This window comes from Enterobacter cloacae complex sp. 394I7, assembly GCF_057320345.1.
The window spans coordinates 132,567-146,929 of sequence record NZ_JBXWCR010000001.1 but is presented as its reverse complement, the minus strand read 5'-3'; the positions used below and the strand labels follow the sequence as shown (position 1 = coordinate 146,929).

The following is a 14,363-nucleotide window of genomic DNA, read 5'->3' as shown; positions in this document are numbered from 1 at the left end:
ATACAACTCTAATTAAGTAAGTTAATTGCATGGATGGTAAATGATTAACTTCCTTCTATAGTTATCAGTGATGTGTTAACGCAACGCAGTCCACTCAGGATGAAACATGGCTAATCTCTACGATCTAAAAAAATTTGATCTTAATCTGCTGGTAATTTTCGAGTGTATTTATCAGCACTTAAGCATCAGCAAGGCAGCAGAAACGCTTTATATTACGCCCTCGGCGGTCAGCCAGTCGCTGCAAAGGTTGCGTAATCAGCTCAACGATCCCCTGTTCATTCGTTCCGGGAAAGGGATTACGCCCACCACGGTAGGCGTGAACCTGCACCATCATCTTGAGCAAAACCTCAACCAGCTTGAGCAGACGATTAACATCATGCATGGCTCAACGCTAAAAAAGAATTTTGTGGTGTACAGCCCGCAAATCCTGACCACAGAAAACCTGCTGGGCCCGCTTAAATTATTGATGCGAGAGCACAATTACGAGATTGAACTGCATGACATGCTGCTCTCTGCTGACTCCGCAGAAGATCTGCTGGCATACCGTAAGGCAGACTTAATTTTCTCAATGGCCCCGGTTAGCAACCGTTCAATGATTTGTGTGCCATATGCATCTTATTCCGTCCTGCTGGTCTGCAGCCAGGATCATCCGCGGATGAAAGAGGTGGCCACCATGGAAGAGCTTCAGGAAGAGAAGTTTACGATATTCCTCAGTGATGAGCCGGGCGTTAAAACCTATCAATCGATGGCAGAAAAAGTGCATGCGGAAAAGACAATCGGTTTTCGCTGTGACTCTGTATTTACTATTATTTCGATGATAAGTGCCTCTCATTTAATTGGTTACGTACCCGAAATTTTATTTGATAAATACAGTGAAGTGCTAAGGCTCAAAAAAATCACTGCACCGTTCACCCTTCCCTCGCTTGACATTTTTATGATTTATAATCGTTCGGCATTGAACAGTACGGCATTCGCGAAATTTATTAACGAAGTAACAGAAAAATAACAGCGACGGGCTGTGTCGCTCACAGCCCGTTCTCTTTGTTAATACATAATCCTGACTTATATTTTATAACGCGCTTTCGCGTTATTTTGACTGATATTCCTCTCACTTATTATGGGCAGACCGCCGTTATTCTAACGCGAGAGGGATGACACGCTCAGAGTGTATTCAGCCGCTCCGCCGCCGCGAGAAGCGTCGATTCCTGTTTCGCAAAACAGAGCCGGATCAGCTTATGCGGGAACGGGTCGGCGCAAAATACGGACAGCGGAATGGCAGCAACGCCCACCTCTTTTGTCAGCCACTGGCAAAAACTCACGTCATCCCGATCCGAAATCGCGCTGTAGTCCGCCAGCAGGAAGTAGGTCCCTTCGCAGGGTAAAATCTCCAGACGGCTCTGGCTTAGCGCATTCACAAACAGATCCCGACGCTGACGGTAGAATGCCGGCAGGTCGCGGTAGTGCTCCGGTTCGGCGCGCAGCATATCAGCCAGGGCCAGCTGGGCCGGCGTGTTTACGGCAAACGTCAGGTACTGATGCACTTTACGCAACTCAGCGCTGATGGCCGCGGGAGCCACGCAGTACCCCACCTTCCAGCCGGTCATGTGATAGGTTTTACCAAATGACGATACCGCCACGGCACGCTCGCGAAGCTGCGGATGGGCCAGCACGCTGGCATGCCCTTCCTGTGCAAAACAGATGTGCTCATACACTTCATCGCTCAGCACGTAAATTTCACGCCCGGCAATCGCCTGCCAAAGCTTTGCGAAATCGGCTTTCTGCCATGCGGTCGCCGACGGGTTGTGTGGGGTATTGATAATAACCAGACGGGTTTTGTCGCTCAGCAAGGCAGCAAACGCCTGCCAGTCCGGACGGAAATGCGGTGGCTGTAGCGCGATGCGTTTCACCACGCCGCCGGAGAGTTCAACCGCCGGCGCGTAGCTGTCATAACTCGGGTCAAAGCAGATCACCTCATCACCCGTGCGCACCAGCGCGGTAATTGCGGCATACAACGCTTCGGTCGCCCCTGCCGTCACCGTGATGTCGCTGGTAGCGTCTGGCTTATAGCCATACAGCTCAGCCGTTTTATCTGCAATGGCATCCCGCAGAGCCTGCACGCCCGTCATCGGTGCATACTGGTTCGCCCCCTGCGCAACGTGGTACGCCAGACGTTCCTGCAAATAACGCGGGCCATCAAAATCCGGGAACCCTTGCGAGAGATTAATGGCGTTGTGCTGCTGGGCCAGTGCGCTCATTTGCGTAAAGATGGTGGTACCAAGACTGGGAAGTTTACTCTGAGGAATCAATGCGTTATTGCTCATTGTGTTGTGCCTGCATGTAATACTTATGTTGCTGACACTATAACACGATGTTAGTCTTTGGCAATCAAGACGCTTAGACGTCTAAACAATATGAATATTCCTGACCGAGAGGGAAAAAGGAAGATGACCGACAACCTGCAACTCACACACCTGGTCGACGCCTGCCGCTGGATCGGCGCAAAAGGCTGGGCTCCCGCGACCGGAGGCAACATGTCCGTGCGTCAGGATGCGCATCTGTGCTGGCTCAGTGAATCCGGTAAAGATAAAGGCAGCCTGACCACCGACGATTTTCTGCAGGTGGAGATTGCGACCAACCGTGCACCGTCTGGCCGCACGCCGTCGGCTGAAACCGGGCTTCACACGCTCATCTATCGTCTGTTTCCCGAAGCCAACGCGGTTCTGCACGTCCATACCGTCAATGCCACGGTCTTGTCGCGGCTGGTCAAAGAGCCCGAACTGAAGATCACCGGCTTTGAGATGCAAAAATCCCTCTCCGGGCAGAGCACGCATCTGGATACGATCGCCATCCCGGTGTTTGATAACGACCAGGATATCGACGCACTCGCCGTGCGCATTGCCGAATACGCTCAGACGCACCCGTTTAATTATGGTTTTCTTCTGCGCGGTCATGGCTTAACCTGCTGGGGACGCGATGTGGCCGAGGCCCGCCGTCATCTGGAAGGACTGGAATTCTTATTTGAATGCGAAATGCGTTTACGACACTGGGAGAGAGTATGATTCGCGCGATTGTGACGGATATTGAAGGGACCACCAGCGATATCCGTTTTGTCCATGATGTTTTGTTCCCCTACGCGCGTGAGCGTCTGGCGGCCTTTGTGACCGCGCAGCAGTACGCCGAGCCGGTCAAATCGATTCTGGACAACCTGCGTGATGAAATTAACCACCCGCACGCCAGCGTAAGCGACCTTATCGACACACTCTTTACGTTTATGGATGAAGACCGCAAGTCAACCGCGTTAAAGGCGCTGCAGGGGATCATCTGGCACGACGGCTACGTTAACGGCGATTTTACCGGCCACCTCTACCCTGACGTACTGCCTGCGCTGGAAAAATGGAAAGCGCAGGGTATTGATCTCTATGTTTATTCCTCAGGCTCCGTCGCGGCGCAGAAACTGTTATTTGGCTACAGCGACGAAGGTGATATTACTCATCTGTTCAGCGGCTATTTTGATACCCACATCGGTGCCAAGCGCGACGTCCAGTCTTACCAGAACATTGCGGCACAAACGGGCATCCCCCCGTCGCAGATCCTGTTCCTGTCGGATATACATCAGGAGCTGGACGCCGCTGAGCAGGCAGGTTTTCGCACCCTGCAGCTGATTCGCGGCGATGATGACGGTGCAAGCCATCACCATCAGGTACACCAGTTCGACGAGATTAACCCGGAGCAGATCCCTTCATGAGCGCATTGACCATTTATTCCGATAAAGACCCCAGTCAACCTCGCTGGCACAGCACCGACGCTGCCGACATCGCCCAACAGCTCAACGCCAGAGGGGTTCGTTTTGAACGCTGGGCCGCAGACCGCGACTTAGGCCGCGATCCTGCCCCCGATGCGGTTATCGCGGCTTATCAGCATGCGATCGACACGCTAGTGGCAGAGAAAGGTTATCAGAGCTGGGATGTCATCAGCCTGCGTGCCGACAACCCGCAAAAAGAGGCGCTGCGCGCAAAGTTCCTGAACGAGCATACTCACGGGGAAGATGAAGTGCGTTTCTTTGTTGAGGGTGCGGGGCTGTTTTGCCTGCACGTTGGCGACGAGGTGTGTCAGGTATTGTGTGAGAAAAACGACCTGATTTCCGTGCCTGCCGGAACGCCGCACTGGTTTGATATGGGCTCAGAGCCGAACTTTACCGCCATTCGTATTTTTGATAACCCCGAGGGGTGGATTGCGCAGTTCACCGGCGATGCGATTGCGGATGCGTATCCGCGTCTGGCATGATTTTTCCCCTCTCCCTTCAGGGAGAGGGGGCGAAAAAACGTCAGTGTTTCAATCCCTTCGTATATGCCACCAGCTGGTCCAGCACAATGCCCCACCCTTCGTGGAAGCCCATCTGTTCATGCTGCTCGCGGATTTCCGCCGTTGGGTGGCGAGCAATGGCGGTATAACGCGTTTTGCCCTCCCCCACATCATCCAGCAGTAGAATGGCGGTCATAAACGGCTTTTCGGCGGGCTTCCAGCCTTCCGTATAACCGTCGGTAAAGACCAGCTTCCTGCCGGGATCGATTTCGAGAAACACCCCCCGGTTATCCATCCGTTGCCCGTCTACCTCAAACACCGTGTTAAACCGCCCGCCAACGCGCAGGTCAAGATCACACTCGGTCACTTTGTGCGGAACCGGAATGAAGAAGTTTTTGATGTGCTCGGGTGTCGTCCAGCAGAGCCACAGCAGATCGCGCGGAGCATCCACCACGCGTTCCAGTTTTAAGTCTGTATCAGGATCAAGCGTCACGTGACTGTCCTCCTAAAGGGAACCCCTTAAAGGATAGTCGTCCTCAGGTGAATTTCCCTTTTGCCACCTCTTCCGGCGTGACGATGCCCGTATCCAGCACCCAACCGCTTATCAATGCCGCTGGCGTGACGTCAAAGGCTGGGTTGTAGACCTGCGCGTTTTCAGGAGCCCACTGCACCGCGCCAAAGCTCCCGGCCACGCCCGTCACTTCGCTGGCCGCACGTTGTTCAATGGGGATTGCCTCACCGTTCGGGCACGCCGGGTCAAGCGTGGTATGCGGGGCAGCGACATAGAACGGAATACCGTGGAACGTTGCCAGAACCGCCAGAGAATAAGTGCCAATTTTATTCGCCACGTCGCCGTTAGCCGCAATACGGTCTGCGCCCACCCACACCGCGTCAACCAGCCCTTTTGCCATCAGGCTGGCGGCCATGGAATCGGCGATCAGCTGATACGGCACGCCCAGCTCGCCGAGCTCCCATGCCGTCAGTCTTCCACCCTGCAACAGGGGGCGGGTTTCATCCACCCAGACAGAGCTGACGCGTCCTTCCTGATGCGCGCGGGCAATCACGCCGAGCGCGGTGCCAACCCCTGCCGTCGCCAGCCCGCCGGTATTGCAGTGGGTCAGCAGACGACTGCCGGGTTTCACCAGCGTACTGCCGGCGTTCGCGATGGCCTCGCACAGCTGCTTGTCTTCATCAATCAGACGCAGCGCTTCCGCCACCAGCGCAGGCACAAAATCCTCCTGCCAGAGAGCCAGCTTCATGCGGTCGAGGTTGTTCATCAGGTTCACCGCCGTCGGGCGGGATGCCCGCAGGGTCTCCAGCGCCACAGCCAGTTCATCACGGCTTTTGCCATTTTCCGCCAGAAGGGCCAGCAGCAGGCTTGCAGAGAGACCAATCAGCGGTGCCCCGCGTACGCGCAGGGCGTGAATATGGCCGACCAGCGCCTCTACCGTCGAGGCGTCAAGCCAGCGTTTCTCCTGAGGAAGCGCCTGCTGATCGAGAATAAATAACTGATTCTCCGCCACTCGCAGGCTGGTCGTCTGTAATGTCTGCATGTCGTTAATTCCCTGTTGCGTTGTTGTAGCACATTGTGTCAGGATGAAATCCAGATGTATAGACGTCTAAATGTCTTTATTAGCTAAACCAGTGAGGAACAGGCAATGTCGCAATACCGTACCTTTACCGCCCAGGATGCCGTGGAGTATGCAAAGCAGTTCGGCGTCCTTGATGATCCCTCATCGCTGGTGGAGGCGCAGGAAGTGGGCGACGGTAACCTCAATCTGGTGTTCAAAATTTACGATACCGAGGGCGTAAGCCGCATCGTTGTTAAGCAGGCGCTGCCGTATGTGCGCTGCGTCGGCGAATCCTGGCCACTGACCCTGGATCGCGCCCGCCTGGAGGCGCAAACGCTGGTCGAACACTACCAGCACAGCCCGCAGCACACGGTGAAAATCCACCACTTCGACCCCGAACTGGCGGTGATGGTGATGGAAGATCTCTCCAGCCATGCCATCTGGCGCGGGGAGCTGATCAAAAATACCTACTACCCGCAGGCGGCGCGTCAGCTGGGTGAATACCTCGCGCACACGCTGTTCCATACCAGCGACTTTTACCTGCACCCGCATGACAAGAAAGCGCAGGTCGCGAAATTCCTTAATCCGGAGATGTGCGAGATCACCGAAGATCTGTTCTTCAACGATCCGTACCAGGTCCACGAACGTAACAACTACCCTGCTGAACTGGAAAAAGACGTTGCCGCCCTGCGCGATGACGCTCAGTTAAAAATTGCCGTGGCCTCGCTGAAGCACCGCTTCTTCTCACACGCTGAAGCCCTGCTGCATGGCGATATTCATAGTGGCTCGATTTTCGTGGCAGACGGCAGTCTGAAAGCCATCGACGCAGAGTTCGGCTACTTCGGTCCCATCGGTTTTGACGTCGGCACCGCCATCGGCAACCTGCTGCTCAATTTCTGCGGCCTGCCGGGGCATCTGGGTATTCGCGATGCCGCCGCGGCCCGTGAACAGCGTCTGGCCGACATTCAGACGCTGTGGAACACCTTCGCGGAGCGCTTCCAGATCCTGGCCAGTGAGAAAACGCGCGATGCGGCACTTGCTGCCCCGGGCTACGCCTCTGAATTCCTGAAAAAGGTTTGGAAAGACGCGATCGGATTCTGCGGCACGGAGCTGATTCGCCGCAGTGTCGGTCTGTCGCACGTGGCGGATATCGAGACCATTCAGGATGAAGCAATGCGCCACGAATGCCTGCGCCACGCGATTACGCTTGGCAAGGCGCTGATTGTGATTGCCGACCGTATCGACACCGCCGAAGATCTGGTGGCGCGGGTGCGTCAGTACAGTTAAACGCCTCGGCCCTCTCCCGATGAAGAGGGCCGTCAGAAAGACACCAGCGCGCCGTTACCCCAGATACTCAATCACCGACAATCCACCGTTATAATCCGTGCTGTAGATAATGCCCTGCGCATCGACAAACACATCGCATGACTGGATCACCTGCGGTCGATTCGGCCGCGTATCCATCATCCTCTCAGGCGCCGCCGGCACCAGCGCACCGGTTTCAACCGGACGGTAAGGATTGGAAATATCAAACGCGCGCACGCCCGCATTCTGCCAGGTCGCAAAAATCAGCGTAGAGCTGACAAAGCTTCCCGGCCGGTTCTCGTGCAGGTTGTGTGGTCCAAAATGCGCCCCTTTCGCCACATAATCCCGCTCCTGCGGCTGCGGGAATGTGGAAATACTTACCGGGTTCGACGGCTCGCGAATATCAAACAGCCAGATGAACTTCTCACCGTCCTCCTGGTTATCCAGTACCGCTTCATCCAGCACCACCAGCAGGTCACGATCCGGCAATGGCAGCGCGGTGTGCGTGCCACCTCCAAACGGCGGGCTCCAGTTGCGATGGCTAATCAGCTTCGGCTGCGTGCGATCCTTCACGTCCAGCAGCGTCAGTCCCCCGTCGCGCCAGCTCCCGTAAGCGGTATCCCCGGCAATAATCGCGTGGTGCAGCGCGTAGCGTTTACCTTCCGGCCAATTGGGTTGCTCACCGTCGGCCTGGTTCATCCCCGGCAGCCACCAGCGCCCGGCCACCTCAGGCTTTTGCGGGTCGGCCAGATCGATCGTCAGGAAAATATAGTCGGTAAAGCCGTCGATCAGCGCCGAAACATACGCCCAGCGCCCGCCGACGTACCAGATACGGTGAATGCCGATGCCGCTCAGGGATAAAAAGCCGATCTCACGCGGTTTGTCAGGGGTGGAGATATCAAACACCCGCAACCCGGCGCTCCAGCCTTTGTTCTGCACGTCGCGTACGGTTTCTCCTACCTGACGGGTGTAGTAGACCTTTTCGTCAGCGAAACGGGCATCCGCGAACAAGTCTCGCGCATTAATGACCAGCAGGAGATCGTCGTGCGCCTGAAGATGAACGTTCCAGGTGCCGGGCGGCGCGGGCATATAGCCTGCCGGTTTGGGATGTTTAGGGTCACGCACGTCCACAATGGAAAAGCCCTGCGAGACCATATGCCCGATGTACGCGAAACCGCGATGCACCATCAGCTGCACGCCGTCCGGGCGACCGCCCTGATCGCTATGGCCAATCAGCCGCATATTGCGGCTGTATTCAGGCGTGGGAAGCACACTCATTGATGTTTCGCTTCAAGCGTCGCAAACCACGGGGCGATAAAATCTTCGGTCTGACCCCAGCCTGGAATGATTTTCCCCAGCGACGCCACGTTCACCGCGCCTGGCTGTGCGGTCAGCAGCGCCTGCGGGATCGCCGCCGCTTTGAAATCATACGTGGCGGGTGTGGTTTCACCGGCAATCTTGTTGGCAATCAGACGTACGTTGGTTGCACCAATCAGCTTCGGATCCACCGCCACGCTCACTTTCCACGGGCTACCTGGCTCGCGCATCAGCTGAAGATCCTGGTTTGAGATATCGATGCTGTAGAGTTTGATTTCGGTGCGGCCGTTCTCTTTCAGGGCTTTGTAGGCCCCCTGGCTGAAGGCATCCCAGGTTCCCCAGATGGCGTCAATTTTGCCTTTCGGGTATTTCGCCAGAATAGCGCCCACTTTATTCGCGGTATCTCCCTGCACGTCAGACGAAACGGCACCGATAGACTCCAGCTCTTTAATGTCCGGATACTGCTTCTGCAGCGCTTTATAGGCTGCCTGACGACGTTCCATCGGCGGGAAACCGGCAACCCACAGCTTCACGATGTTGGCTTTGCCGTTGAAATCTTTCGCCAGTTGGCCGAAAGAGAGATGGGTCAGGGAAGCATCATCCTGCTGGGTCACGGTCACCCCGGGAATGTCGCCCTGAACGGCGGTATCAAACACCGACACTTTAATGCCGGCATCGACGGCTTTTTTCACCAGCGCGGTCGCATAGGGGTCGCGCCCCTGAGAGAGGATAATCCCGTCATATTTCTGGCTGATCGCCTGATTAACGAAGTCCTGGAATTTGGCGTCGTCGCCATTGCTCAAAAAGGTGCTGACCTTAAAGCCGAGCTTTTTGCCTTCCTGAATGGCACCGGCGACAAACTGCGTGGTGTTGTCGTCAGAGCCGAGGTTACGGATCACCGCAATGCGGATGGGGCCGTCATGATTTGCAATGGCGGGCGGAAGCGGTGCGGGGGTTGCCGCAAGGCCTGGCAGCGACGTCAGTAACCCTAATGCCACCAGAGAGAGGGTGATTTTTTTCATTCTGTTTTCCCGTTGTGTTGTGATCAATCGTTAGCGTTTTTGTATGTAGGTAATCGCCAGCGCCACGGCGAGCACCAGCCCTTTTATAATGTCCATCGCGTAATAGGGTACGGAAAGCATCACCAGACCGTTCGACAGCACGCCAAGAATGACTGCCCCGACGAGCGTACCCAGCGCGTTCGGTTTTCCGGACCCGGCAAGCGAGAAGCCAATCCACGCCGCCGCAACCGCATCCATCAGATAGCCGCCGCCCGCATTCACCTGTGACGAGCCAATCCGGGAGGCCAGTAAAATGCCGCCTAATCCGGCGAGCAGAGAGGCAATCACGTAGGCCGCCACCTTGTAGCGCGTGGTGCGAATACCGGAGAGACGTGCCGCCTCCGGATTACCGCCGATGGCATACATGCGTCGTCCGTGGGTGGTCAGTGACAGCCCCAGCTGTGCGAGGATCGTCACCACCAGCATGATGATCACGATAGTCGGCACCTGTCCCAGCAGGCTGAATGCCGCCGGAATGGTCCCTTCAGCCATGTCGCCGCTCGGCAGCACCATGTTTTCGGTAATTGACCCGCCGTAGCTGTAGGTCATCGCCACGCCCTGGATAACAAACAGGCTGGCAAGCGTGGCAAGCATGTCCGGGATCCGCAGGATGACAATCAGAAACGCGTTAAACAGGCCAACCAGAGTACAAAGCGCCAGGGTAATCAGTATCGATTCGGTGGTGCCGAAGCCGTACCAGACGAACAGTGACACCACCAGCGCGTTAGCCAGCGATGCCGTTGAACCAACCGACAGGTCAAACCCGCCGATGGTCAGCGAAATTGACACCCCGATAGCAATCACCGTCACGATGGCAATTGAGCGCAGGATATTGATAATGTTGTTCGGATCGAGGAAGTTGTCCGACGCCAGGCCAAAGATGGCCACCAGCGCCACCACGGTCAGCAACATGCCCCACTTGTAGAGAAAATCAAAAATTTGCTGACGGCCAGACGCCGCCGCCGTTACTGAAAGGGCCTTGCTCACGACGCCGTTCCTCCGGTTGAATAATAAAGTAGTGTCTCTTCGTGGGCCTCGGCCCCGGCGATTTCCGCCACGATACGTCCGTCCCACAGCACGCAAATGCGATCGCACAGCCCCACCAGTTCAGCGAATTCACCGGAGGCGTAAATCACCCCTTTGCCCTCGCGCGCCAGGCCGTCAATTAACTGGAACAGATCGGTTTTCGCTTTGACATCGACGCCTTTGGTCGGCTCATCGAAAATCAACACGCTGGCGTCGTTGCGCAGCCACTTGCCGATGGCAATCTTCTGCTGGTTGCCCCCCGACAGACGACGCAGCACCTGCCCCGGCCCACGCGCACGCACGCCGACGCGGGCAATCACCTCTTCCGCCCAGCGCCACGCCTGACGGTGGCCGAACAGGCTCCAGCGCGAGAAGCTGTTATCCGCGGTGACCGCCAGGTTCATGCTCACCGGTTCATCAATAAAAATGCCCTCTTTGCGCCGTTCCTCCGGTACCAGCGCCAGACCGCGCAATACCGAATCCGCCGGATCGCGCGGCTGCCAGGGCTGATGATTTAGCTCACCACGCGCTACACGGCTTTTGCTGGCCCCAAACAGCGCCTTGCAGAGTTCCGTTTTGCCCGCTCCCGCCAGCCCGGCAATGCCCAGAATTTCGCCTTTTCGCAGGTGCAGGGAGATATCTTTCAACAGCGCGTCATCGTGCAGCCCTTCCACGCGCAGTAACGTCTCGTCACTGTGCGCAGGACGGGCCGGCGGATAGATATCGTTAAGCTCATGGCCAAGCATCTTCTCAACGATTGCGTCACCGCTGAGGTTCGCCATCGGGCCGGATTCAATCAGCTTGCCGTCGCGCAGCACGGTTAAGGTGTCGCAAATAGCGTTCAGTTCGTGAATACGGTGAGAGATAAACACCACGCCAATCCCCTGCTTTTGCAGACGTCTCACTACGGCGAAAAGCCGTTCGCTTTCATGGCTATCCAGCGGCGCGGTCGGTTCATCCAGAATCAGAAAACGGCAGTGGTGTGAGAGCGCCCGCGCCAGCAAAATCTGCTGCTTTTCTGCCAGCGTGCAGGTGTCGACGATGCGTCGCACATCCAGAGCGATACCCAGCTGCGCCAGCGCCTGTTTCGCCTGCTGGCGGATTGCGCGCCAGCGATAGCGATGCCCCGGCTGTGCGAGCTGATCGAGCATGATGTTTTCGGCAATGCTCAGCCCTGGTATCAGCGCGACGTCCACTTCCTGCTGCACCAGGTGGATACCCAGCCGTTTGGCATCAAGCGGCTCGCGGATCGTCACCGGCTGGTTATTAATGCAGATCTCACCTTCGTAGCGATCGTAAGTGCCGCACAGCACCGCCATCAGCGTCGATTTCCCCGCGCCGTTTGCGCCGGTCAGCGCATGTACGGAGCCGCCCATTAACGTCAAATCCACGCGCGACAACGCCTGAAAGCCGGAAAAGGCCAGGCTGATACCGCGCATCTCAAGGCGACTGGAAACCATCCGCGTTAAATCCTTCTTTCATATTGTGATTTATCGAATTTTTCACAGCTCCGGTTGACTGACAACGACGGAAAAGGCATAAGATAAAGCGAAATATTATTAGCCATCCGGATGTCCAGACATAACATCGGGTTAGCGCTTGCTAAAAAAAGGACAACACATGAGCAACACCGATATCCGCGTCGTGCCGGGCCCGGCGAACTATTTCTCGCATCCGGGAAGCCTTGCGCACCTGAATGAATTCTTTACGCCGGAACAGCTCTCCCGCGCGGTGTGGATTTATGGCGAACGCGCCATTGAAGGCGCGCGCCCTTTCCTGCCGGAAAGCTTTCACGCGCCGGGGGCAAAACATCTGCGCTTTAAAGGGCACTGCAGCGAACGTGACGTCACCGATCTGGTGACGGCGTCTGGCAATAACGCCAGCGTGGTGATTGGTGTCGGCGGTGGCGCACTGCTTGATACCGCCAAAGCGGTGGCGCGCCGTCTCGGCGTGCCGGTGGTGGCTATTCCCACCATCGCCGCCACCTGCGCCGCCTGGACGCCGCTCTCCGTCTGGTATAACGATGCCGGTCAGGCGCTGCAGTTTGAGGTGTTCGACGATGCTAACTTCCTGGTGCTGGTGGAACCGCACATTATCCTCAATGCCCCAGCGGAGTACCTGCTGGCAGGCATCGGCGATACGCTGGCGAAGTGGTATGAAGCGGTGGTCCTGGCCCCACAACCCGAACACCTGCCTCTGACCGTTCGTCTGGGGATCAACGGCGCGCTGGCGATCCGCGACGTGCTGCTTTCCCGTAGCGAAGAGGCGCTGGCCGACCAGCAGCGTGGCGAAGCGACGCAGGCGTTCAGGGACGTTGTGGATGCCATTATTGCCGGGGGCGGAATGGTGGGCGGTCTGGGCGAGCGCTATACCCGCGTGGCGGCCGCGCATGCGGTGCACAATGGTTTAACCGTTTTGCCGCAAACGGAAAAATACCTGCACGGTACCAAAGTGGCCTACGGCATCCTGGTGCAAAGTGCGCTGCTCGGCCAGGATGACGTGCTGGCCGAGCTGGTGGCGGCCTATCAGCGCTTTACCCTGCCCACCACACTTCGCGAACTGGAGGTGGATATCAACAACCGCGACGAGCTGGACAAGGTCATTGCCCATACGCTGCGCCCGGTGGAATCTATCCACTATCTGCCGGTCGCGCTCACCCCTGCGGTTCTGCGCGCCGCGTTTGAGAAAGTGGAATCCTTCAGCCGTTAATCGTTCCGACCGACTATACCTAATGATGATTCTCATCACTCTCGCAACGAGGTCATCATGCAGATCGATTTAACAGGTAAGAAGGCGCTGGTTACCGGCGCCAGCCGTGGGTTGGGTCGTGCCATCGCACTTTCACTGGCACGCGCCGGTGCCGATGTGGTTATTACGTATGAAAAATCCGCCGACAAAGCCCAGGCGGTCACCGAAGAGATAAAGGCGCTTGGGCGCCACAGCGAGGCGATTCAGGCCGACAGCGCCAGCGCACAGGCCATTCAGGATGCGGTTACCCATGCGGCGCGCTCCCTGGGCGGGCTGGATATTCTGGTCAACAACGCCGGGATCGCACGCGGCGGTCCGCTGGAGTCCATGACGCTGGCGGATATTGACGCCCTGATTAACGTCAATATCCGGGGCGTGGTGATCGCCATTCAGGAAGCGCTGGTGCATATGTCTGACGGCGGGCGCATTATCAACATCGGCAGTTGTCTGGCAAACCGTGTGGCGATGCCCGGTATTGCCGTCTATTCGATGACCAAATCTGCACTCAACTCCCTTACCCGGGGTCTGGCTCGCGATCTCGGCCCGCGCGGCATTACCGTGAACCTTGTGCATCCTGGCCCGACAAACAGCGATATGAACCCGGAGGATGGAGAACAGGCTGAATCTCAGCGCCAGATGATTGCGGTAGGACATTACGGCCAGCCGGAAGACATCGCCGCCGCGGTCACCTTCCTGGCCAGTCCTGCCGCCGGACAAATATCCGGCACGGGACTGGATGTCGATGGCGGGTTAAACGCCTGATCGCATATTGAATGTAAACAAAAGCAGAGCAGCCTTTGTTTACCGAAAGAGGGTTAACAGCACTTCGCGCCGCCCTTGCCGCCGTAGCGGGCGTCCTGGCGGTCGCGGAAGAAAGCTTCATAGGTCATTGGCGTCTGGTCAGGGTGGTTGACGCGCATATGCTCGACGTAGTTGTCGTAATCCGGAACGCCGATCATCATTTTGGCGGCCTGGCCCAGGTATTTTCCTGCTTTGGAGAGGGTGTCGAACATAGTGGGTATCTCGTCTTTTA

15 protein-coding genes are annotated in these 14,363 nt (G+C 56.9%); 7 read left to right on the top strand and 8 right to left on the bottom strand.

Annotated features, from left to right (window positions below; genetic code table 11):
- Positions 1 to 106 precede the first annotated feature (106 nt).
- The gene (gene citR, locus AC2FAP_RS00665) at positions 107 to 1,006 is read left to right on the top strand and encodes a DNA-binding transcriptional repressor CitR (protein WP_032677673.1); all 900 of its coding nucleotides are present in this window, start codon (positions 107 to 109) and stop codon (positions 1,004 to 1,006) included.
- A 154-nt stretch (positions 1,007 to 1,160) separates the two neighbouring features.
- On the opposite strand, the gene AC2FAP_RS00660 is transcribed toward citR, so the two are convergent.
- A complete protein-coding gene (locus AC2FAP_RS00660; RefSeq protein WP_025204683.1) occupies positions 1,161 to 2,321 on the bottom strand; it encodes a pyridoxal phosphate-dependent aminotransferase in 1,161 nt (386 codons plus the stop codon).
- 123 nt (positions 2,322 to 2,444) lie between these two features.
- Between AC2FAP_RS00660 and AC2FAP_RS00655 the strand changes: the two genes are divergently transcribed.
- The 3 genes from AC2FAP_RS00655 to AC2FAP_RS00645 are packed head-to-tail and all read left to right on the top strand — an operon-like array spanning position 2,445 to position 4,284.
- Entirely contained in the window at positions 2,445 to 3,059 is a 615-nt protein-coding gene (locus AC2FAP_RS00655; RefSeq protein WP_485452811.1) for a methylthioribulose 1-phosphate dehydratase, read from the top strand.
- Entirely contained in the window at positions 3,056 to 3,745 is a 690-nt protein-coding gene (gene mtnC / locus AC2FAP_RS00650; protein ID WP_041162485.1) for an acireductone synthase, read from the top strand. The genes AC2FAP_RS00655 and mtnC overlap by 4 nt, the downstream gene beginning before the upstream one ends.
- Positions 3,742 to 4,284, top strand: coding sequence for a 1,2-dihydroxy-3-keto-5-methylthiopentene dioxygenase (locus tag AC2FAP_RS00645; protein WP_063925311.1), 543 nt, complete (start codon positions 3,742 to 3,744; stop codon positions 4,282 to 4,284). The genes mtnC and AC2FAP_RS00645 overlap by 4 nt, the downstream gene beginning before the upstream one ends.
- Before the next feature lie 40 nt (positions 4,285 to 4,324).
- Here the strand turns inward: AC2FAP_RS00645 and AC2FAP_RS00640 are convergent, their stop codons facing one another.
- Together AC2FAP_RS00640 and mtnA are read right to left on the bottom strand one after the other, a co-directional pair.
- Entirely contained in the window at positions 4,325 to 4,795 is a 471-nt protein-coding gene (locus AC2FAP_RS00640; protein ID WP_014169088.1) for an SRPBCC family protein, read from the bottom strand.
- A 43-nt stretch (positions 4,796 to 4,838) separates the two neighbouring features.
- Positions 4,839 to 5,855, bottom strand: coding sequence for an S-methyl-5-thioribose-1-phosphate isomerase (gene mtnA / locus AC2FAP_RS00635; RefSeq protein ID WP_485452810.1), 1,017 nt, complete (start codon positions 5,853 to 5,855; stop codon positions 4,839 to 4,841).
- Positions 5,856 to 5,960: 105 nt separating this feature from the next.
- Here mtnA and mtnK point away from each other — a divergent pair, with 105 nt between their 5' ends.
- Positions 5,961 to 7,160: an S-methyl-5-thioribose kinase gene (gene mtnK / locus AC2FAP_RS00630; protein WP_193163104.1), complete on the top strand. Its 1,200-nt coding sequence runs from the start codon at positions 5,961 to 5,963 to the stop codon at positions 7,158 to 7,160.
- A 54-nt stretch (positions 7,161 to 7,214) separates the two neighbouring features.
- On the opposite strand, the gene AC2FAP_RS00625 is transcribed toward mtnK, so the two are convergent.
- From AC2FAP_RS00625 to AC2FAP_RS00610, 4 genes are read right to left on the bottom strand one after another with little or no spacing between them, the layout of a single operon-like run.
- Positions 7,215 to 8,456, bottom strand: a complete 1,242-nt coding sequence (locus AC2FAP_RS00625) for an LVIVD repeat-containing protein (protein WP_485452809.1) — start codon at positions 8,454 to 8,456, stop codon at positions 7,215 to 7,217.
- Positions 8,453 to 9,517, bottom strand: a complete 1,065-nt coding sequence (locus AC2FAP_RS00620; protein WP_020885017.1) for a sugar ABC transporter substrate-binding protein — start codon at positions 9,515 to 9,517, stop codon at positions 8,453 to 8,455. The genes AC2FAP_RS00625 and AC2FAP_RS00620 overlap by 4 nt, the downstream gene beginning before the upstream one ends.
- A gap of 30 nt (positions 9,518 to 9,547) precedes the next feature.
- On the bottom strand, positions 9,548 to 10,543 hold the full coding sequence (locus AC2FAP_RS00615; RefSeq protein ID WP_025204689.1) for an ABC transporter permease: 996 nt from the start codon (positions 10,541 to 10,543) through the stop codon (positions 9,548 to 9,550).
- On the bottom strand, positions 10,540 to 12,042 hold the full coding sequence (locus tag AC2FAP_RS00610) for a sugar ABC transporter ATP-binding protein (RefSeq protein ID WP_020885019.1): 1,503 nt from the start codon (positions 12,040 to 12,042) through the stop codon (positions 10,540 to 10,542). Before AC2FAP_RS00610 ends, AC2FAP_RS00615 begins: the two co-directional genes overlap by 4 nt.
- A gap of 160 nt (positions 12,043 to 12,202) precedes the next feature.
- Between AC2FAP_RS00610 and AC2FAP_RS00605 the strand changes: the two genes are divergently transcribed.
- Together AC2FAP_RS00605 and AC2FAP_RS00600 are read left to right on the top strand one after the other, a co-directional pair.
- On the top strand, positions 12,203 to 13,291 hold the full coding sequence (locus AC2FAP_RS00605) for an oxidoreductase (protein ID WP_333061182.1): 1,089 nt from the start codon (positions 12,203 to 12,205) through the stop codon (positions 13,289 to 13,291).
- A 57-nt stretch (positions 13,292 to 13,348) separates the two neighbouring features.
- Positions 13,349 to 14,092, top strand: coding sequence for an SDR family NAD(P)-dependent oxidoreductase (locus tag AC2FAP_RS00600; RefSeq protein WP_014169080.1), 744 nt, complete (start codon positions 13,349 to 13,351; stop codon positions 14,090 to 14,092).
- A gap of 53 nt (positions 14,093 to 14,145) precedes the next feature.
- Here AC2FAP_RS00600 and AC2FAP_RS00595 read toward each other — a convergent pair whose 3' ends face one another.
- A complete protein-coding gene (locus tag AC2FAP_RS00595) occupies positions 14,146 to 14,343 on the bottom strand; it encodes a YbdD/YjiX family protein (RefSeq protein WP_014169079.1) in 198 nt (65 codons plus the stop codon).
- Positions 14,344 to 14,363 lie beyond the last annotated feature (20 nt).